21 protein-coding genes, 2 tRNA genes and 1 pseudogene are annotated in these 19,321 nt (G+C 63.1%); 21 read left to right on the forward strand and 3 right to left on the reverse strand.

Features of this window, described 5'->3' with window-relative positions:
* Positions 1-406: 406 nt before the first annotated feature.
* The 14 genes and pseudogenes from LWC34_RS53095 (at position 407) to LWC34_RS53160 (ending at position 10,777) form a co-directional block, all read left to right on the forward strand.
* Positions 407-865: a DUF3644 domain-containing protein gene (locus LWC34_RS53095; protein WP_233734211.1), complete on the forward strand. Its 459-nt coding sequence runs from the start codon at positions 407-409 to the stop codon at positions 863-865.
* A 64-nt stretch (positions 866-929) separates the two neighbouring features.
* The gene (locus tag LWC34_RS53100) at positions 930-1,694 is read left to right on the forward strand and encodes a transposase family protein (protein WP_233724674.1); all 765 of its coding nucleotides are present in this window, start codon (positions 930-932) and stop codon (positions 1,692-1,694) included.
* 150 nt (positions 1,695-1,844) lie between these two features.
* Entirely contained in the window at positions 1,845-2,288 is a 444-nt protein-coding gene (locus tag LWC34_RS53105) for a hypothetical protein (RefSeq protein ID WP_372496845.1), read from the forward strand.
* Positions 2,289-2,586: 298 nt separating this feature from the next.
* Positions 2,587-3,828 (forward strand): helix-turn-helix domain-containing protein, encoded by a 1,242-nt coding sequence (locus LWC34_RS53110; protein ID WP_233734215.1) that lies wholly within the window; start codon positions 2,587-2,589, stop codon positions 3,826-3,828.
* A complete protein-coding gene (locus LWC34_RS53115) occupies positions 3,828-4,388 on the forward strand; it encodes a flavoprotein (protein WP_233734217.1) in 561 nt (186 codons plus the stop codon). The genes LWC34_RS53110 and LWC34_RS53115 overlap by 1 nt, the downstream gene beginning before the upstream one ends.
* Before the next feature lie 98 nt (positions 4,389-4,486).
* Complete coding sequence (locus LWC34_RS53120) at positions 4,487-4,780, forward strand: hypothetical protein (protein WP_233734218.1); 294 nt, start codon at positions 4,487-4,489, stop codon at positions 4,778-4,780.
* Positions 4,781-4,791: 11 nt separating this feature from the next.
* A complete protein-coding gene (locus LWC34_RS53125) occupies positions 4,792-5,238 on the forward strand; it encodes a hypothetical protein (protein ID WP_233734219.1) in 447 nt (148 codons plus the stop codon).
* A 1-nt stretch (position 5,239) separates the two neighbouring features.
* A complete protein-coding gene (locus LWC34_RS53130; RefSeq protein ID WP_233734220.1) occupies positions 5,240-5,500 on the forward strand; it encodes a hypothetical protein in 261 nt (86 codons plus the stop codon).
* 196 nt (positions 5,501-5,696) lie between these two features.
* Entirely contained in the window at positions 5,697-5,879 is a 183-nt protein-coding gene (locus LWC34_RS53135; protein ID WP_233734221.1) for a hypothetical protein, read from the forward strand.
* On the forward strand, positions 5,879-7,327 hold the full coding sequence (locus LWC34_RS53140; RefSeq protein WP_233734222.1) for an FtsK/SpoIIIE domain-containing protein: 1,449 nt from the start codon (positions 5,879-5,881) through the stop codon (positions 7,325-7,327). Before LWC34_RS53135 ends, LWC34_RS53140 begins: the two co-directional genes overlap by 1 nt.
* Entirely contained in the window at positions 7,324-7,719 is a 396-nt protein-coding gene (locus LWC34_RS53145) for a hypothetical protein (protein ID WP_233734223.1), read from the forward strand. Before LWC34_RS53140 ends, LWC34_RS53145 begins: the two co-directional genes overlap by 4 nt.
* A 20-nt stretch (positions 7,720-7,739) precedes the next feature.
* Positions 7,740-9,302 (forward strand): annotated as a pseudogene (locus LWC34_RS53150) (replication initiator).
* Between the two features lie 9 nt (positions 9,303-9,311).
* Positions 9,312-9,527, forward strand: coding sequence for a helix-turn-helix domain-containing protein (locus tag LWC34_RS53155; protein ID WP_233734224.1), 216 nt, complete (start codon positions 9,312-9,314; stop codon positions 9,525-9,527).
* A complete protein-coding gene (locus LWC34_RS53160) occupies positions 9,524-10,777 on the forward strand; it encodes a tyrosine-type recombinase/integrase (RefSeq protein ID WP_233734225.1) in 1,254 nt (417 codons plus the stop codon). The genes LWC34_RS53155 and LWC34_RS53160 overlap by 4 nt, the downstream gene beginning before the upstream one ends.
* Here the strand turns inward: LWC34_RS53160 and LWC34_RS53165 are convergent.
* Positions 10,746-10,819 (reverse strand) — tRNA-Gly (locus LWC34_RS53165). The two genes, LWC34_RS53160 and LWC34_RS53165, sit on opposite strands and share 32 nt — an antisense overlap.
* A gap of 90 nt (positions 10,820-10,909) precedes the next feature.
* Between LWC34_RS53165 and LWC34_RS53170 the strand changes: the two genes are divergently transcribed.
* From LWC34_RS53170 to clpX, 5 genes are all read left to right on the forward strand, one after another.
* Positions 10,910-10,983 (forward strand) — tRNA-Pro (locus tag LWC34_RS53170).
* A gap of 426 nt (positions 10,984-11,409) precedes the next feature.
* Entirely contained in the window at positions 11,410-12,789 is a 1,380-nt protein-coding gene (tig, locus tag LWC34_RS53175; protein ID WP_233734226.1) for a trigger factor, read from the forward strand.
* Positions 12,790-12,899: 110 nt separating this feature from the next.
* A complete protein-coding gene (locus LWC34_RS53180) occupies positions 12,900-13,502 on the forward strand; it encodes an ATP-dependent Clp protease proteolytic subunit (RefSeq protein ID WP_308200304.1) in 603 nt (200 codons plus the stop codon).
* Positions 13,503-13,532: 30 nt separating this feature from the next.
* Complete coding sequence (locus LWC34_RS53185) at positions 13,533-14,162, forward strand: ATP-dependent Clp protease proteolytic subunit (protein ID WP_233734230.1); 630 nt, start codon at positions 13,533-13,535, stop codon at positions 14,160-14,162.
* A gap of 287 nt (positions 14,163-14,449) precedes the next feature.
* Complete coding sequence (gene clpX, locus LWC34_RS53190) at positions 14,450-15,739, forward strand: ATP-dependent Clp protease ATP-binding subunit ClpX (RefSeq protein ID WP_233734232.1); 1,290 nt, start codon at positions 14,450-14,452, stop codon at positions 15,737-15,739.
* A gap of 60 nt (positions 15,740-15,799) precedes the next feature.
* Here the strand turns inward: clpX and LWC34_RS53195 are convergent, their stop codons facing one another.
* Positions 15,800-16,711: an alpha/beta hydrolase gene (locus LWC34_RS53195; protein WP_308200305.1), complete on the reverse strand. Its 912-nt coding sequence runs from the start codon at positions 16,709-16,711 to the stop codon at positions 15,800-15,802.
* A 131-nt stretch (positions 16,712-16,842) separates the two neighbouring features.
* Entirely contained in the window at positions 16,843-17,676 is an 834-nt protein-coding gene (fdhD, locus tag LWC34_RS53200; protein WP_233734233.1) for a formate dehydrogenase accessory sulfurtransferase FdhD, read from the reverse strand.
* A 75-nt stretch (positions 17,677-17,751) separates the two neighbouring features.
* Here fdhD and LWC34_RS53205 point away from each other — a divergent pair, with 75 nt between their 5' ends.
* Together LWC34_RS53205 and LWC34_RS53210 are read left to right on the forward strand one after the other, a co-directional pair.
* Positions 17,752-19,131 (forward strand): OFA family MFS transporter, encoded by a 1,380-nt coding sequence (locus LWC34_RS53205; protein ID WP_233734234.1) that lies wholly within the window; start codon positions 17,752-17,754, stop codon positions 19,129-19,131.
* The gene (locus LWC34_RS53210) at positions 19,128-19,289 is read left to right on the forward strand and encodes an MFS transporter small subunit (RefSeq protein WP_233735056.1); all 162 of its coding nucleotides are present in this window, start codon (positions 19,128-19,130) and stop codon (positions 19,287-19,289) included. The genes LWC34_RS53205 and LWC34_RS53210 overlap by 4 nt, the downstream gene beginning before the upstream one ends.
* Positions 19,290-19,321 lie beyond the last annotated feature (32 nt).

The following is a 19,321-nucleotide window of genomic DNA, read 5'->3' on the forward strand; positions in this document are numbered from 1 at the left end:
CCCGGCGCCCAGCCAACACCGGCGGCCGGGCTCGAACCCTGACCATCACCACACAGCAACCAACTCAAGATCAACATCCGAACCGGCACAGGCGGACACGTCACCCACGTGAATGATCAAGGCTAGAGCTGAATTCGGCAACTGAGTGGTGTCATATCCCTCACCCCGGATCCCCGGTACCGGCTAAAGATGGCGCCTGAACTACCAATTTATAGGCGCACAAGCGAGTATTTGGTTGATCGAAGGTTCGACCGTCAACGCCGCTGATCAAACTGGAGCCATTGGTGATGGAAACCATATGGTTTCGAAAGAGTCTTCATTTGGTAACGCTGGCAACGCTCGTGCTCGGCTAAGCGAACACCTGAGAAATGGTTCTTGGCGGTTGGCTAGTTGCTAGGTGGCGATCATGAACTATCGAGGCTCGTATCGAAAGCTTGTAAGCAACGCGATTTCAGCCATGCTTGGTGCGATTGAGATCTACAATAAGCCCCGCTTTGCCTATCGCGATGAGGTCGTGGTGGTCTTGGTGGTAAACGCGTGGGAGTTGTTGCTCAAGGCGATAGTCTCAAAGTCAGGCCATTCTATTTATTATAGAAAGCGTAGACATGAGCCGTATAAAACGCTGACCATCTCCGACGCATGCTCAAAGGCGCTGGAATGTGAGATCTGGCCTTTGGAAGTGGATGGCGTAGCGGTTGAACTTAACTTGGGCCTGCTCGTGCTATATCGCAACAATGTAGTGCATTTCTATAACGAGGGAGACTTTGGTGTAATCCTGTACTCGTTGTTGCAGACATCGATTCATAATTTCAGGGATGTCGCCAATATCGAGCGTTATTCTGGCGACTTGATCACCTCAAAATAGGACAACGACCCCAGGCAAGTAAGATCGTTTTCCTCTCACAGAAGACAACTTACAGGCGGGGTCGTTGCGTTATCAGTCTACTACAGGGCTTGCTGCTGACCAGATCCAGGAGCTTGTCGCGCGCATCTGGCAGATCATCCAATGCCATGAGAACCAAGCGTGGCCTCCGACCGTGGGACTGTATCGCGCTGTCGTGATCACTTTGGTGTACGTCCGACAGAATCTGAACCAGGCGGCCGTGGGCGATCTGTTCGGCGTCAGTCAGTCGACCGTATCGCGGATCTATCGAGGCATTCTCCCATTGATTGGGCAGGCCCTGTGCCTGCACATTCCAAACCTCAAGGAGGCCATCCGCGGCCGGCTCGTCCTGGTCGACGGAACCGATGTCCCGACCGGCAACCGTGCTGGTCACGAAGACAACTTCTCCGGCAAGCGGCGCCGCGCGGGGCTGAACATCCAGGTCGCCGCCGATACGGAGGGAGGCCTGCTGGGAATATCCGCCCCTCTGCCTGGCTCGATGCATGACCGGAAAGCGTTCGCCGAGTGTGACTGGGAAGATCTTCTGGCCGAGACCTCAGTCATCGGTGACCCTGCCTATCAGGGCACTCACACGATTACGCCTCGCAAAAAGCCAAAGGGCGGCGAGCTCTCGGCTGGCGACAAGGTGAACAATAAATTCATCTCCTCACTTCGATCCGCCGTCGAGCGATGTATCGCGCATATCAAGAACTGGAAGATGATTGCGACCGGCTATCGAGGACGCCTTTCCGAGCTCCCCAACATCATCCGGATCATCACATCGCTCGAGTTCTATCGACTCGGCTGGTAACCCTCATGAATAACGCTCATCTTATTTCAGAAGGATATTTCGGACGAGATTTCATGGCGGATACTGCCGTTGGGGGTGAGGGCGCCGATCGATCCTATCAAATATCTACGCGGGGCTAGTAGTGATGGATCGGCCTCGCGGGGGCGTGCGGTGCACGACTTCTTGTTGCAACTGAAACGCGCAGAAGAGGAAGTTGCGGCTTCGGGGGCTGACGCGGATCGACTTTTGACGCTGTATTCGGTCAATCTTCAGTCGGTGAAAAAAATGAGTGCGGCGGATATTGTTGTCGGGGTTAGCGGTGACGATGATGTAGAGGCGATCATTATTCATAAGAGAATGGATCCTAATATCACTCATCCGTTGCGGATGAAAGATGTTCTGGCAAAGGTGAAGCCGGAACTGGGTCTTACCAGTTACACATTTCAAGCTGTCACGAGGCTTCGAGGGCTGCGGGATGATGAAAGATATTGTTGGAAGGATGTGCATATGAACATCGTTCGCTGGTCTCATGATGTGGTTGCTGTCATAAATCGAATGAGTGCCGATGAGGTTGAAGAGTTCGCGCTAAAGTACACGCGGATGCAGGCGGGCTAGTCGCTGGGACGCGCTGATTTAGTTGCCAATTTTGGCTGTTCCATATGGCCGTCGATTCGAAATTCGGTAAGAGGTGACTTCAATGATCACTTACAGCTCGTCATCGAACTAGTGGATTGTCCGGCTGCAATCACCGGACACTGCGGTTTTGCAACCAGAGGGTTACTTGATCTTTATGTTTCTGGTGCTCTTACGATCCTTCAGAGCGCGTAATTGACGCGTTGTGGACAAGCTGATCTCTCGCGGAGCGGGTTTCCAACACCCAACTTGACGTTGGCTGGCTGCTAGCCTCGGGTGTGTGCGTGGGGCTGGTGATCCGCTGACGGTCGGGGAACGTATTGCGTTCTACCGGCGGCGTCGTGGGTTGGCGCAGTCGACGTTGGCGGGTCTTGTGGGGCGGTCTGAGGACTGGTTGAGCAAGATCGAGCGTGGTGAGCGGGACATCAACCGGTTGGATGTGCTGGTGGAGGTCGCGCGGGCACTGCGGGTGTCCCTAGGTGACCTGCTCGGTGAGCCGGTGCTCCTCGAAGACGAGCAGAAGAACGACGACGTTCCGGCCATTCGTGATGCGTTGATGACTCCGCATCGGCTGTCGAAGACGTTGTTCGGGCCGTCGATCTCGCCGGAGTATGTGGACCCGAAGCCGGTTGCGCAGTGGACTGAAGCGGCGTGGATGGATTACCAGGCCGGGCAGATCGGGCGTGTGGTCGCGGTCTTGCCCAGGTTGATCAAGACGGCGCAGCAGATGGAGTCCAACAACGTCGACGAGGCCTACAACCGGCTGGCGGCGACGGTGTCAGCGCGGATTCATCACCTGGCGGCCACGACGTTGAGCAAGATCGGTGAAGCCGACTTGGCCTGGATCGCGGCGGAACGAGCGATGCACGCGGCGGACGCTGCTGATGATCCGTTGGTGTTGGCCTCGGCGGCACGGTCGGGCACGCATGCGTTGCTGGCGACGGGCCGGTTTGAGGATGCGCTTGAGCTGGGGGACGCGGCGGCGAAGTACCTGGAACCGAGGATGCGCGACGGTGACCCGGGCGCGCTGAGCCTCTACGGGATGTTGCACCTGCGCGCGGCGGTGGCTGCGGCGCGGCACCAAGAGCGCGCGACGGCAAACGAGCTCCTGGGCAAGGCGGAGCAGGCTGCGAATGCACTTGGGCGAGACGCGAACTACTGGCAGACCGGGTTCGGCCCGGGCAACGTGCAGCTGCATCAGCTGTCGGCGTCGCTCGATCTGGGCGACATCTCTTACGTGGTTGACCATGGGGCGCAGGTGGACACGGATGGGCTGCCGATTGAGCGGCAGGTTACGCACCTGATCGACTTGGCGCGGGCGTTGAGCCTGCTTGCGAAGGATGACCAGGCGCTCCAGGTGTTGCTCTCCGCGGAACAGAAATCGCCACAACTGTTGCGACACAGTGCAACCGCGCGTGAGGTCGTGCGGACCATGTACCGGCGGGCACCGGTCACGGGCGGCAAGAAGTCCTCGTTGCTGCTCGCGTTGGCGGAGCGCTGTCGTGCGGTGAGTGAGAGCTGATGAACGCTCCTGTAGTTGGTCTGGTCGGGAGTGCGGCCGGTGGGTTGGAAGAGATCACTTCGAAGCTGATCGAACCGGCGATTGAGCGCGGCCTGCGGGTTGCGGTGACGCTGACTCCGACGGCGTGGACCTGGCTGGACGCCATGGGCGAGGTCGACAAGATCGAGCAGCTGACCGGGCTGCCGGTGCGGCACAAACCTCGGATGCCCTGGGAAGACAGTCCACACCCGAAGATCGACTGCTACGCCGTGGTACCCGCGACGTCCAACACGGTTGCCAAGATGGCTCTCGGGCTCGCGGACAACCAAGCCCTCACGCAGGTGTGCGAAGCGATCGGGCTTGGTGAGGTTCCGGTTGTGGTGTTCCCTCGGGTCAACGCGGCGCACGCGAACCAGCCTGCCTGGGATGACCACATTGCGGCCCTGACCAGGGCGGGCGTGCGGCTGGTGATGGGTGAGGACATCTGGCCGTTGCACAAGCCACGCTCGGCCCCGGGCAAGGAACTGCCGTGGGCCGCGATTCTGGACGCCGTCGTTTCCGCTGTTCAGGCGGGTCGCTGAGGGGTACCCGGACAGTTTGTCCGGGGTGTAGTGGCTGATCGCCGGTTTCCTTGACGAACACGCACCCGACCGGGTGCCGCCAAGGAACCGGAGGCGCCATGACCTTTTTCGTCGTCGTCCAGCCGACAAAGGATGATCTCGCGCAGGTGCACGAGCCCATCCCGGGTGTGCGCCAGCTGATCGCCGGAAACGATCAGGCCGGGTTCACCATTCAGGTCCCGGCTCGTGTGGGTGGGTTGGCCGACGCCGCTCACTTCGCGCGTGCCCTGGCCAACGCTGCGGCGGATTTCGCTGCCTGGTGCGAGGAACAGAACCGCACGCGGAGCTACGTCCCTGACTCCGGGGAAGGCTGGGCCGCTGTGCGCAGTCTGCGCCCCGATTCCCAGAGCTGAGGTTATCGATTATGGCTGTGCCACAAGGAATGTCGTTCGCTATCGACCATGACGTGATGTTTCCCCAGGGTGTGTTTCTCGTCGGCGAGATCCAGCCGCTGACCGAGTACCAGTCTCAAGAGGACCGTGCGCGCAACCGTCCCGTCCGGCCCAGGATCGACGAGGCCACTGGGCTGCCATTGTTCAAGGGCACGTTCGCCGATCCGTCCGCTGAGAAGGACCGGGACAAGTCGTTCACTGTGCTGTTCGCGGCCAAGGTTCAACCGGTCCCGCCTGCCGCTGTGCCTGGCATACCGTTCAGGCCTGTTGTGCTGGAAGGACTTTCGGTCCAGCCACGTGCCGAGACGTCCGGGCAAGCGAAGTGGATCACGTGGACGGTCCGGGCCACGGGCATGAGGGCGGTGGATGCCGCGCCTGCGCGCGCAACGAAGTCCGCTGGCGACGCTAAGGCGGCGTGACATGGCCACCGGGACTCAGCAGCCGGACAAGCCGCCGGGCGAAGTAGTGAGTTCGCTGCGGTCTCAGGCCTCATGGTTCACGGTCCTTGCCGACACACTCACCGGTGCCGACGAGGCAAGTGCCGCTGTGGCGAGAGAAGAAGCCGTGCGGCTGCGGTGCCATGCGGCCGTGGTTGAGCAGCTGTCAGAGCTCTACGACGAGCTGGGTTCGCAGGCGCAGATGTGGAGCACGTTCGCCAAGGGACTTTGGGAGCGGAAATGACGGCCTCTCCGCAACCCGTGGAGGTCGCGCGGCCTTAGCTTCCTGAATCCACATTAGACATTCGTAAAACGCACGACGGGTCGTGTGGCGATGGCGCACGTCCTGTTGCAGGACAACGATTCCCGTAGGCACAGAAGCGGACTCCTGGCTACCAACCTGTTCCGCTTCTGTGCTGCCTACCCACCTGGAGTAGACAGTGGAAAGCGTAGAACCCACACCGGTGGTGTCCGCAAGTGGGGTCACCCGAACGCGGTGTGAGAAGTGCAAGAAGTTCGCCCGGCTGTTGCCCGGCGACACCGAATGCTCGACGTGCTTGGGTGCGTTGGCGTTGGCGTTCGGTGACATCACCACTCCTGTGATCGAGCGGGGTGGTTGGTGATGCGTGATTCACGTTGGGTTGATCCGGCACCCCTGGAAGTTGCTCGGCCTCGGTTGCCGTGGTGGACCATGCTTCCCGGCTGGGTCAAGCTCGTAGTCTCGCCAATTGCCTTGGCGTGGGTGTTGGTTTGGTTTGCCGCCAAGGTGATTCGGCTCTGCTGGTATTACCCGGCCTTGATGACGCTCCTCGCGGTCGCGTTGTGGCTGGACTGGTGGGCAGGCCACTACAGGACCGGTGCGCTCGTCTCTGTCGTGGTCATGGCTTTGTTCGTCTGGTGGTGGCGTTCGGTCGACTCCTACACCCGCTGGTGCCGCTGGTTGCGGACCGAGATGCGACGGCTGACGATTTATGCCTGGGACTGGCGCACTGTTATGCGTTTGTCGAACCTGACGGGGACGGCCAAGGGGCGGGAGTATCGGCCGAAGCTCAAGCGGGTGCGGTCTGAGGGTTGGCGCGACAAAGTCCGCGTCAAGATGATCAAAGGTCAGGCTCCGGAGCAGTGGGCCGAACGGGCTTCCGGTTTGGCGCATTCGTTCCATGCGAACTCGTGTCGTGTGCGGGTGGTCAAGCCGGGCCGGATCGAGCTGGACCTGATCCACTCTGATCCCCTCACACGCCCGGTCCCGCTTCCTGACCTGACGGTGTCGGCGGATTTAAAGCGGATCACCGTTGGTCGGACCGAGACGGATAAGCCGTGGCGGATTCGCCTGCTGGGTAACCAGATTCTTGTTGTCGGGGTTCAGGGCGCGGGTAAGGGTTCGTTGTTGTGGTCGGTGGTGTGGGCGCTGGCGCCGTTGATCAAAACGGGCATGGTCCGGCTGTACGGGATTGATCCCAAGGGTGGGATGGAGCTTGGGCAGTGTCCGGAGGTGTTCCACAAGGTTGTCTACGACAACGGCCCGGATGCCGTGGCCCTGTTGGAAGAACTTGCCAACGATGTGCGTCGGCGGGCCGGGAACTACCGAGGTTTGCGGCGGTTGTGGACGCGGGAGAGCGGTGAGCCGTTCACGTTGCTGATCGTGGACGAGTTGGCGGACGTGATCGCCTACCAGACGGACAAGAAACTCAAAGAACGTGCGCAGTCAGCTATCCAGACGATCACCTCACAGGGGCGGGCACCGGGGTTCGCGACGTTGGCTCTGGTGCAGGACCCGCGTAAGGAGATCGTGCCGTTCCGCAACCTGTTCACCACCCGGATCGCGATGCGGCTCGACGAGCCGACGCAGGTTGACATGGTGCTCGGTGACGGTGTTCGCGAACGTGGCGCGGAAGCTCACGAGATTTCCGAGCTGACTCCGGGTGTGGCGTGGGCCAAGGAGGACGGCAAACGCGAACCGGTGCGGGCACGGGCGTTCTACGCGACCGATGACGACTTGTGGGATCTGCGCGCCTACGTCAATGGTTGGTCGTTTGAGGTGCTGCCGTTCGCGGGTGGTGAGGCGGCATGAACACCACGCACGTATTGACCTCGGTGGCCGAACACCTCGGCGGGTTCGAGCTCAACGAACCAGTGCAAGTGACCGTCCAGGCCTTGCGGTGCGGGCCGAGTGCGACAGTGCAGCTGCCGGGCCGGTCACTGCCTGAGTTGGCGGCGGAACTCCTCGCGTGGGCGGACACGTTGGACAACGTCACTGCGACGGTATGGCGGCCTCATTGGCCCGATGACGAGCAACTTCACCTGGAAATCCGCGGTGACCTCACCGACAACACCACGGTCAAAGTCTTCGGCGGCCTGTTTAACGGTCCTGATGTTCCTGGCCTCGGGTACGGCCGCCGGATCGAGTTGTCCTGGTCGCGGTTGCGGTCGTGGGCTGCGCTGCTTGAGGGGGTGGCGGCGTGACCGAGACACGAGCAGAACGGATGCGCATCCCGCTCGCGGCCGACGTGGTCAAGGCGACGGCTGAACAACACGGCGTCTGTATCCGGCCGTTCACAATGGAAGTCGGCGACCAGGACACTGGGGAACTTCAATACGTCGCGGTCCCGTGCGGCTCCACTGTGGAATCGGTCTGTGGGCCTTGTGCGAAGAAAGCGCGGGCGCTTCGAATCACCCAGTGTCGGGAAGGCTGGCACTTGGTCGACGAACCCGACTTCACTCCCGACGAGCCAACGGCGGACCAGACAGCGTTGTTGGAGCTGCGGGCGGACCTGTTCGAGGCTCACCGGCTGGCCGTGAGTGCCGGTGATCTGGACGAGGCGGACGAGCTGAAGGAGGAGATCGCCAAGACCGACGAAGAACTTCGGCAACTCGGCATGCGCGGCCGACTGCCCTCACCGGATGCCCCTGCCAAGAAGACCGTCAAGCGGTCAACCAAGCGGCGGCAGGATGCGCCGGACCTGCCTCGGCGGAAGGTCGACAAGCGGACCGTCGGGCGTGAGTTTGCGGGCAAGTACCGGCCTTCGATGTTCGTCACGCTCACGCTCGACAGTTATGGGCGCGTGCGGTAGGACGGCGCACCGGTCGACCCGAACACTTACGACTATCGGCGTGCTGCGCGGGATGCAGTGCATTTCTCGTCGCTTGTGGACCGATGGTGGCAGAACCTCCGGCGGGTCGTCGGCTGGGACGTCCAGTACTTCGCCACCGTCGAACCACAGAAACGGGCCGCTCCGCATCTGCATGCGGCAATCCGCGGTTCCATACCTCATGAGCTGCTGAAACTCGTCACAGCCGCTACGTACCACCAGGTGTGGTGGCCGAACCATGACGAACGCGTCTACCAGGACGGCGAACCGTTGCCTGTCTGGGACATTCACCTGGCGGCCTTTGTGGACCCGACGAGCCGAGTTCCATTGGCTGCGTGGGATGAAGCAGTTCAAGAGGTCGACGAACCTGCGCATGTCGTCCGGTATGGCGTCCAAGTGCACTCCAAGGGTCTTCTCGGCGGAACCGAGGAAGCTGGGCGGCACATCGGCTACCTGACCAAGTACCTCACGAAGTCAGTCGGGGAAGTCGTGGAAGCGACAAGCGATCGGCAAGCGGCTCACCACGACCGGCTCCATGCCGAACTGGCCGTGACACCGTGCTCGCCGAAATGTGCCGTCTGGCTGCTGTACGGCATCAACCCGAAAGGCGCTACCAGCAAGACGGTTCCCGGTCACTGCAAGGGAAAAGCTCATCGGCGAACGACGCTCGGCCTGCCTGGCCGTCGCGTCCTGGTGTCGCGCAAGTGGTCCGGTAAGACGCTCGCTGACCACAAGGAGGACCGGAAGGCGTTCGTCGCGGAAATGCTCGCGGCGGTGGGGATCGTCAAGCCGGTAACGGACACGTCCCGGCTCATCTGGCGCAAGGTCGATCCCAGCGACCAGAACGCCCCTCCGCGAGACCACTTGCTCATGCACGCCATAGCCGAACGCATCCGATGGCGGGCCGAATACGACTCCGCCCTACTCGCGGCGAATCTTTCGGCAACGGCGGCCTGAGGGGGAGACATGAAGGAGCACTTCACTGTTCAAGAGGCGGCGGACTACATGAACACGACCGTCCGCTTCGTCCGGCGACTGATCTCCGAGCGGCGAATCCCGTTTCATCGACTCGGAAGGCATGTTCGTCTCAAGAGGACTGATGTGGACACGTTCATCGACGCGGGACGAGTCGAGGCGTTCGACGCTGTTGCCGCTCGTCGTCATTACCGGAGGGCGTCGTGAGTGATAAGCGGCGTCGGTTCGGTCGAGTCCGGCAATTGCCGTCGGGGCGATGGCAGGCGCGCTACCCAGGGCCTGACGGGCAACTGCGGCCTGCTCCCACGACGTTCGAGCGTGAGAAGGATGCGGAGAAGTGGCTCAACTCCGTCGAGACGGATCTTGAGCGAGGCGACTGGACGAATCCGGACGCGGGCAAGATCCCACTTGGTGTGTATGCCAAGGAATGGATCGCGGAACGTCCCGGCCTAGCGGTCCGGACAATTGAGCTGTACGAAGGGCTTCTTCGTAACCACATCGACCCGCACATCGGCGATGTCCTGCTTGCTGATCTTTCGGCAAGGACAGTTCGCAAGTGGCGCAAGGCGTTGCTGGAATCAGGAGTCGGTGAGGTGACCGTTGCCAAGGCTTACCGCTTTCTCAAGGCGGTCATGAACACGGCGCTTGATGACGACAAGCTGATTAAGTCGAACCCTTGCACCATCAAGAAAGCAGGCAAGGAGGACAGCCCGGAACGTCCAATAGCGACGATTGAGCAGGTGTTGACGGCGGCGGACAAGATCCAGCCCCGGTATCGCCTGGTGGTGCTCCTGGCGGCGTTCGGCAGTCTGCGGTTCGCCGAAATGATCGGACTCCAGCGGCAGGACTTCAACCTGAACGCCTGCACTGTGAAAGTGGATCGTCAGTCGGTCCAGCCGGACAAGGGACCGATGTTCGAGGATGATCCGAAGTCGGCTGCCGGGAAGCGCCCTATTCGGCTACCGGCGTTCCTGCTGTCGGAGATCCGGACGCATCTCGACGTCTTCGTTAAGCCGGATGAGACGGCGTGGGTCTTCCTCGGTCCGAAGGGTGCCCGGCCGAAGCGCAACAACTTCCACGGCATCTGGGACAAGGCGAGGCGGGCGGCGGGCATCCCGGATCTACACCTGCACGACTTGAGGCACACGGGCAACACGTTGGCGGCTGAGACGGGCGCGACCCTCCGCGAGCTGATGGACCGGATGGGCCACGGGAGCACCCGCGCGGCGCTGATCTACCTCCACGCACGTGAGGAGCGCGGCCAAGAGATCGCCGCCGGAATCGATCAGATGGTGAGCCGGACCAAGGCCAAGGCGAGCAAGAAGACCAAGAAGAAGGGGCACGCGAGGGGCACGAAGCCCTCTGGAAGGAAGAAGGATCGTCCTACTGAGACGGACCGCGAGGCCCTGACCAGCGGGGAAGAGGTGGAGCGGGTGACGGGAATCGAACCCGCATGACCAGCTTGGAAGGCTGGGGCTCTGCCATTGAGCTACACCCGCTTGCGCCCACCGGGGGGTGGGTGCGGAATAAGAGTAGCGGGTCCCGTTAAGCTATGTGCGCAGGGTCCGGAAAGATCACGGACACGGCACCGGGATGTAGCGCAGCTTGGTAGCGCATCCGCTTTGGGAGCGGAGGGTCGCAGGTTCAAATCCTGTCATCCCGACTCGACTCTGAGACGACCATGCTCAGCGCTTACGCGCTTCGCCTGGTCGTCTCGTCATAATTTTGGGGGGGCCGAGCCCCCCAAACCCCACGGTGCGTGCTTCTCGCCTTCCAGCGCTGGGCACTTTGCTTTTTGACCAGCGTGGGCTTTGCCTTCTGACCAATGGGCGTTGCGTTTTGACCAGCAAGGACGCGATTGGTCGGCAAGACTGGTTTGGCCAGGGTGGGGTGGGTGTGGCCGGTGGGATTGTGGCGGGGTGGGCTGGTGGTTGAGGGGCAGTAGGCTGGTTTTGGTGACTGCTGTGGGCTGTTGGATGGCCCAGGGCGAGCACCCGTGTGCACCTCGCCTAGACTTCCCTGGTAACCCCGCGCCTGGTTACTTCGGCGAGGGTGTTCCCACATGCCATTTCGCACGAGGAGTCTTACGTTGAAGAGCACCGTCGAGCACCTGAGCCCGACAAGGGTCCGGATCAACGTCGAGGTGCCGTTCGACGAGCTCAAGCCCAACTTCGACCGCGCATACCGCAAGCTTGCCCAGCAGGTGCGCATCCCTGGTTTCCGTCCGGGCAAGGCGCCCGCGAAGGTGCTGGAGAACCGGCTCGGTCGCGGTGTTGTGCTGGACGAGGTCGTCAACGAAGCCATCCCGGCCAAGTACATGGAAGCCGTCAACTCCGGTGAGGTCCGTACCCTCGGCCGCCCCGACATCGAGGTGACCAAGATCGAGGACGGCGACCACCTGGCTTTCACCGCCGAGGTCGACGTCCGCCCGGAGATCACCGTCCCGGCTTTCGGCGAGCTCGCCGTCACCGTCGACGACATCGAGATCAACGACGACGAGGTCGACAAGCAGCTCGACGAGCTGCGCGCCCGGTTCGGCACCCTCGTTGGCGCCAACCGGCCCGCTGAGGACGGCGACTTCGTCTCCATCGACCTGTCGGCCACCGTCGACGGCCAGGAGGTCCCGGACGCCGCGACCACCGGCCTGTCGTACCAGGTCGGCTCCGGTGAGCTGATCGAAGGCATCGACGAGGCCATCATCGGCTCGAACGCGGGCGAGACGAAGACCTTCGTCTCCAAGCTCGTCGCTGGCGAGTTCGCCGACAAGGACGCCGAGATCTCGGTCACCGTCCAGTCGGTCAAGGTCCGGGAGCTTCCTGAGGCCGACGACGACTTCGCCCAGATGGCCTCCGAGTTCGACACCATCGACGAGCTGCGCGACAACCTGCGCGAGCGCGTCTCCATGGCCAAGAAGATGCAGCAGGGCGTTCAGGCCCGCGACAAGGTCCTCGAGGCTCTGCTGGAGACCACCGAGGTGCCGCTGCCGGAGACCGTGGTCGGCGCCGAGGTCGAGATGCGTGCGCACGACGCCGTGCACGCGTTCGACCACGACGACACGAAGTTCAACGAGTTCCTCGAGTCGCAGGGCCAGACGCGTGAGCAGTTCGACGCCGACATGCGCACCGAGTCCGAGAAGGCCGTGAAGACCCAGCTGGTGCTCGACTCGGTCGCTGACGCGGAGAACCTCACCGTCTCCGACCAGGAGCTCACCGAACGGATCATCTACCAAGCCCAGCGCTTCGGCGTCAGCCCGGACGAGTACGTCCAGCGCGCCCAGCAGTCCGGCCAGCTCGGCGCGATCTTCGCCGACGTGCGCCGCGGCAAGGCGCTTGCTTCGATTGTGCGCCAGGCCACGGTGACCGACGCCAGCGGCAACGCGATCGACTTCGACGCGCTGTTCGGGCCGGTCACCCCCGCCGAGGAAGCAACCCCTGAGGTTGTCGACGCGGAGCCGGCCGAGGCCAAGTAGTGACGCTCTGAGCGAACGTGGGCGGTGTCGGGACGTCGGCGCCGCCCGCCTTCGTTAATGTCGGATGTGCGAGAGATGAGCTCGAGTTTTTCACCAGAAGGCAGGCAGACGTGACGCAACACCACATGCCCCACATGCGGTCCGGCACCGCCGGGCTGACCTTGAACGACTCGGTGTACGAGCGGCTGCTCCGCGAGCGGATCGTCTTCCTCGGCTCCGAGGTCGATGACGAGATCGCCAACCGGATCACGGCGCAGCTGCTGCTGCTGGAGGCCGAGGACCCCAAGCGCGACATCGTCTTCTACATCAACTCACCGGGTGGCTCGGTGACCGCGGGCATGGCGATCTACGACACCATGCAGCTGATCGAGCCGGACGTGCAGACCTGGGCGATGGGCCTGGCCGCTTCCATGGGCCAGTTCCTGCTGTCCTCCGGCACGCCGGGCAAGCGCTACGCGCTGCCGCACGCGCGCATCATGATGCACCAGCCGTCGGCCGGTGTCGGTGGTACCGCCTCCGACATCGCCATCCGCGCTGAGGTGTTCGGCAAGTGGAAGCGTGAGATGGCGCAGATCACGGCCGACCAGACCGGACAGACGATCGAGAAGATCACTGCGGACGCCGACCGGGACCGCTGGTTCACGGCCGAGGAAGCCCGCGAGTACGGCTTCGTCGACCAGGTTGCCACCCGTGGTTCGTCCGGGCGCAACTGACCGGCGACTGAAAGATAACGAGGAGTAGCAGTGAGTGACTTCCAGCTCCCACAGTCCCGGTATGTGTTGCCTTCATTCGTGGAGCGCACCAGCTACGGGGTCAAGGAGTCCAACCCGTACAACAAGCTCTTCGAAGAGCGGATCATCTTCCTCGGCGTGCAGATCGATGACGCGTCCGCCAACGACGTGATGGCGCAGCTGCTGTACCTCGAGTCGGTCGACCCCGACCGGGACATCGAGATGTACATCAACTCGCCAGGTGGTTCATTCACCTCGCTCATGGCGATCTACGACACGATGCAGTACGTGCGCCCCGATGTGCGCACCACCTGCCTCGGCCAGGCGGCGTCCGCCGCGGCCGTGCTGCTCGCCGCCGGTACTCCCGGCAAGCGGATGGCGCTGCCCAACGCCCGGATCCTGATCCACCAGCCGTCGCTGGAAGGCGTCTACGGCCAGGTCTCCGACCTGGAGATCCAGGCCAACGAGATCCAGCGGCTGCGTCGCCAGATGGAGATCACGCTGGCGCACCACACCCGCAAAGACGCCGATGACATCCGTGCTGACATCGAGCGCGACAAGATCCTCACCGCCGAGGACGCCAAGAACTACGGGATCATTGACGAAGTTCTGCCGTACCGCAAGCTTTCGGCAGTCAATTAGTCAAGAAACCTGACCCGTCCATGCCAAATCCGCGCTTCATCCGACACGCGGGGCCGTAATGACATACGGTCGGTGACGAGGGTTGTCGCCGTTATTCGGCAACGGACGGGTCAGGTTCTCCCGCTTTGCGGCACTTGGCACGTACAGTCGAGGGGTGCGCGGGGAGAACCCGCCGCCGGAGGAGACACCCCGACTGGTGTTGAAGTCGGAACACCCGAACGGGCGAAACGCTCGAGACACAGCCAGGCGTACCGGCCGGTACGCCGGAGGGGACAAGGTCAGCGGTCATGGCACGTATCGGTGACGGCGGAGACCTGCTCAAGTGCTCCTTCTGCGGAAAGAGCCAGAAGCAGGTGAAGAAGCTCATCGCCGGCCCCGGCGTGTACATCTGCGACGAGTGCATCGACCTGTGCAACGAGATCATCGAGGAAGAGCTGGCCGAGGCCGGTGACGTCAAGCTCGACGAGCTGCCCAAGCCCGCCGAGATCCACGACTTCCTCGACCAGTACGTGATCGGGCAGGACGACGCGAAACGCAGCCTCGCCGTAGCGGTGTACAACCACTACAAGCGCATCCAGTCGGGCGATCGGGTCCGCGAAGGACGGGAATCCCGTGAGGAGACCGTCGAGCTCGCGAAGTCGAACATCCTGATGCTCGGCCCGACCGGCTGCGGAAAGACATACCTGGCGCAGACGCTGGCCAAGCTGCTCAACGTCCCGTTCGCGATCGCGGACGCCACGGCGTTGACCGAGGCTGGCTACGTCGGCGAGGACGTCGAGAACATCCTGCTGAAGCTGATCCAGGCGGCGGACTACGACGTCAAGCGCGCCGAGACCGGCATCATCTACATCGACGAGGTCGACAAGATCGCCCGCAAGTCCGAGAACCCCTCGATCACCAGGGACGTCTCCGGCGAGGGCGTGCAGCAGGCGCTGCTGAAGATCCTCGAGGGCACCACGGCAAGCGTTCCGCCGCAGGGTGGCCGCAAGCACCCGCACCAGGAGTTCATCCAGATCGACACGACGAACGTGCTGTTCATCGTCGCTGGTGCGTTCGCCGGGCTCGAGAAGATCATCCAGGACCGGGTCGGCAAGCGCGGGCTCGGCTTCGGCGCGGAGATCCGCACCGCCGCGGAGATCGACAAGAGCGATGTGTTCTCCGACACGATGCCCGAGGACCTGATCAAGTTCGGCTTGATCCCCGAGTTCATCGGCCGCCTGCCGATCGTCGCCAGCGTGACGAACCTCGACAAGCGCTCACTGGTCACCATCCTCACCCAGCCGCGCAACGCGCTGGTGAAGCAGTACCAGAAGCTCTTCGAGATGGACGGCGTCGAGCTCGAGTTCACCGAGACCGCGCTCGAGGCCATCGCCGACCAGGCGATCCTGCGGGGAACCGGTGCTCGTGGCCTGCGCGCGATCATGGAAGAGGTCCTGCAGCCGGTGATGTACGACATCCCGAGCCGCACCGACGTCGCCAAGGTCGTGATCACTGAGCAGACGGTCAGGGAGAACGTGAACCCGACCATCGTGGCCCGGCAGCCAACCCGCCGGGAACGGCGCGAGAAGTCGGCCTGAGCGGCCAACCTCGGTCACATCGGCACTTGGACGCCTCCACCTCCGCGAGGGTGGGGGCGTTCAGTCGTTGCCGGGGGCGTGTTTGCCGAGGAACGCCAGCACGTCAGGGACAATCCGCCCATAGAACGGGTCGCCGTGCCCGCCAGGGCCGGTGTACGCGACCTCCGGCTTGGCCAGCTTGATGAACTTGCGGGCACCCTCGATGAAGTGGTCCTCGGTGCCGCACCAGATCCCGGTCGGCGTTGACCCGAGCTTCTCCACGTGGCGCAGCGGGTCGAGCGAAGCCCATTCCGCGGTGTCCTTGAAGGCCTTACGGGTGCTCATCTCACGCCAGGACGTCAACAGCCCAGGGGAGATGGCCGCGATCGCCTGCGCCGGGTGACCGGCCTCGTTACGTCGGCGTCCGTACAGCAGGGCGCCGAAGCCACCCATGGAGATGCCCGCGCAGGCGAACGGCACGCCTTGGGCGTCGCCGAGGCCGCGTTCACGCATCCAGCGGGGTACTTCGTCCAGCAGCATCGCCATGGAGTTGTCGCCGCGCTGGTTCTCGTGCCAGTAGTTGTCGCCGCCATCCAGGGCGACGAAGGCGAATGGCGGAATCGTGCCGTCCGCGGACATGTCGATCAGGTGGCGCGCCAGGCCCGTCGGCGCCGCCCGGCGGGCGTTGCCGTGCAGGCCGTGCAGCAGCAGGCAAACGGGCAGGTGCTGGGGGCGGACGCGGTTCGGCAGGATCGTGACCATGTCGACTTCACGCCTGCGGCGCTGGGAGTAGACCCGCTCGTACTTGATGACCACTTCGCCGGGCCCCACGGGCGGCGCAGAGGCGTCCAGCACGTCGCCGATCAGATTGGTCACCGGGAGAGCGCCCGTGGCCAGGACGAGACCGGTCGTGGCTAGCCCGGCCGTGCCCGCCATGAGCACCGAGCGGCGGTTGATCCGCCGCTTGCCAGGTTCCGCCGGCTCTGCTGCCACCCTTGTCCCTTTCCCCCTGCTTTCACCCTCATGCTCTACCACTCAGACGTATCCAAGGGGGCTTGAGTTGCGTTCTGTAGCCACCATCGGGGGAAAGGGTCTAGACGTTTCCGATCAGCCCAGGTAGGGCGTCACTCCGGGTAATCCTCCAGTCGCTCGATGCCGGTGTAGACGTTCATCGAGTCGCCGCGCAGAAAGCCGACCAGCGTCATCCCGCTCTCGTCGGCCAGTTCGACAGCCAACGACGACGGCGCCGACACAGCGGCCAGCATCGGCACCCCGGCCATGGCCGCCTTCTGCACGAGCTCGAACGACGCCCGGCCCGACACCATCAGGACTGTCCCATTCAGCGGGATGTGGTCGTTCAGCAGCGCCCAGCCCATGACCTTGTCGACCGCGTTGTGCCTGCCGACGTCCTCGCGAACCACGAGCATCGTCCCGTCGGCCCGGAACAGTCCGGCCCCGTGCAGTCCGCCGGTCGAGTCGAAGACGCGTTGCGCCTCGCGCAGGGCGTCCGGGAGACCAGTTAGGACGGTCGGAGAGACCTTGATGGGGTCACCGGCAGGGGAGTGGCGGGTTTTCAGGCGTACGGCGTCCAGAGCGGCCTTTCCGCATACCCCACATGACGACGTGGTGTAAAAGTTTCTCTCCACCCCCGTGTCGGGCGGTGGCACGCCCGCCGCGAGCGCGAGATCGAGGACGTTGTAGGTGTTGCGTCCTTGATCGTCGACGCTGTCGCAGTAGCGCGCGGTGGACATGTCCTCTTTGTCGCCGATGACGCCTTCGGTGAGCAAAAACCCATGGGCCAGCTCAACGTCATGACCCGGAGTTCGCATTGTGACAGCAAGGGATTTGCCGTTGACCCGCAGCTCCAAGGGTTCCTCGGCGGCTAGCACGTCCGGCCGCCGCCGTCGACCGTTGGGCGACAACTTGACTACCGATCGGCGCACGGTTACCCGCCCCATGGTGCTCCTCCTTGCTGCGCTCCACGCAGACCATTAGTTTGCCTACTCAACAACCCACCGTGGGGAGGTCACCTAATGGCCCTCGGTTTCCTGGACCGCTCCCGTATCGTCGCGCCGGAGGGCTGGAGCCGCTGGCTTGTGCCACCCGCCGCCCTGTCGGTTCATCTGGCGATCGGTCAGGCCTATGCCTGGAGCGTGTTCAAGCCTCCGCTGGAAAAGTATCTCTCATTGAGCGGTGCGCAGAGCGCTTTGCCGTTCCAGCTGGGCATAGTCATGCTCGGCCTGTCCGCGGCGCTGTTCGGCACGAAGGTGGAACGCAACGGGCCGCGGTGGGCGATGTTCGTGTCGCTGTGCTGCTTCTGCGGTGGTTTCCTCGTCGCCGCACTCGGAGTGCTGACCAAGCAGTACTGGCTGGTCGTACTGGGGTACGGCGGTCTCGGCGGGATCGGGCTCGGCATTGGCTACATCTCGCCAGTGTCCACACTGATCAAGTGGTTCCCTGACCGCCCGGGCATGGCGACCGGTATCGCGATCATGGGCTTCGGCGGCGGAGCGCTGATCGCCTCGCCATGGTCAGCGGAGATGCTGCAAGCCTTCGGCGTGGTCTACGACAAAGCCGGGAAGGTGATCTCGGTCGCCGACAGCGCGATCGCGACGACATTCCTGGTGCACGGCCTCGCGTACGCGGTGTTCATGACATTGGGCGTACTGCTGGTCCGGGTCCCCGCCGACAACTGGAAACCAGCAGGCTGGAGCCCAGCGAAGGACAAGGCACACGCACTGATCACCACGGCGAACGTGTCGGCGCGCAACGCGATCAAGACGCCGCAGTTCTGGTGCCTGTGGGTCGTCTTGTGCTTCAACGTGACGGCGGGCATCGGCATCCTGGAGAAAGCATCGCCGATGATCACCGACTTCTTCCGGGAAACACCGGTGCCGGTGAGCGCATCGGCCGCGGCAGGGTTCGTCGCCTTGCTGTCGCTGGCGAACATGCTCGGCCGGATCGTCTGGTCGTCCACATCGGACCTCGTCGGCCGCAAGAACATGTACCGGTTCTACCTGGGTGTTGGCGCGTTGCTGTACCTGGTGATCGCGCTGTTCACCAACGAGTCGAAGATCCTGTTCATCATCTGCGCGATGCTGATCCTTTCCTTCTACGGAGCGGGATTCGCGACAGTTCCGGCATACCTGAAAGACCTGTTCGGTTCCTACCAGGTAGGCGCGATCCACGGCCGCCTGCTCACCGCGTGGTCGGTAGCGGGTGTGCTCGGTCCGTTGATCATCAACGCCATCGCCGACGCGCAGAAAGCAGCGGGCAAGAGCGGGCCGGCGCTCTACACGACGTCGCTCTACATCGTGATCGGCCTGCTCGTGGTCGGCTTCATCGCCAACGAACTGGTCCGGCCGGTGAACGCGAAGTTCCACGAGAAGACCGGGGAGAAGGTGGCCCAGTGACAGACGACGTGGTGACAGACAACGCGACGACCGGGAAGACCGGCGGCGAGGTCAACCGGACGCCGCTGACGATCCTGGCGTGGCTCTGGGTGGGCGTTCCGCTCCTCTACGGCCTGTACGAACTGATCATCAAGGTCGCCCAGCTGTTCACCGGCTGACGCGGGAACCGCCCAGAGCGGTCATAGCGAGA

The sequence above is a fragment of the Kibdelosporangium philippinense genome (assembly GCF_021390435.2).
Classification (GTDB): Bacteria; Actinomycetota; Actinomycetes; order Mycobacteriales; family Pseudonocardiaceae; genus Kibdelosporangium; species Kibdelosporangium philippinense.

Coding starts and splice junctions, on each gene's coding strand:
- LWC34_RS53155 (WP_233734224.1), top strand. CDS start 9,312: ATGAAGGAGCACTTCACTGTTCAAGAGGCGGCGGACTACATGAACACG.
- fdhD (WP_233734233.1), bottom strand. CDS start 17,676: ATGGGGCGGGTAACCGTGCGCCGATCGGTAGTCAAGTTGTCGCCCAAC.
- LWC34_RS53205 (WP_233734234.1), top strand. CDS start 17,752: ATGGCCCTCGGTTTCCTGGACCGCTCCCGTATCGTCGCGCCGGAGGGC.
- LWC34_RS53115 (WP_233734217.1), top strand. CDS start 3,828: ATGAACGCTCCTGTAGTTGGTCTGGTCGGGAGTGCGGCCGGTGGGTTG.
- LWC34_RS53095 (WP_233734211.1), top strand. CDS start 407: ATGAACTATCGAGGCTCGTATCGAAAGCTTGTAAGCAACGCGATTTCA.
- clpX (WP_233734232.1), top strand. CDS start 14,450: ATGGCACGTATCGGTGACGGCGGAGACCTGCTCAAGTGCTCCTTCTGC.
- LWC34_RS53130 (WP_233734220.1), top strand. CDS start 5,240: ATGGCCACCGGGACTCAGCAGCCGGACAAGCCGCCGGGCGAAGTAGTG.
- LWC34_RS53145 (WP_233734223.1), top strand. CDS start 7,324: ATGAACACCACGCACGTATTGACCTCGGTGGCCGAACACCTCGGCGGG.
- LWC34_RS53125 (WP_233734219.1), top strand. CDS start 4,792: ATGGCTGTGCCACAAGGAATGTCGTTCGCTATCGACCATGACGTGATG.
- LWC34_RS53140 (WP_233734222.1), top strand. CDS start 5,879: ATGCGTGATTCACGTTGGGTTGATCCGGCACCCCTGGAAGTTGCTCGG.
- LWC34_RS53120 (WP_233734218.1), top strand. CDS start 4,487: ATGACCTTTTTCGTCGTCGTCCAGCCGACAAAGGATGATCTCGCGCAG.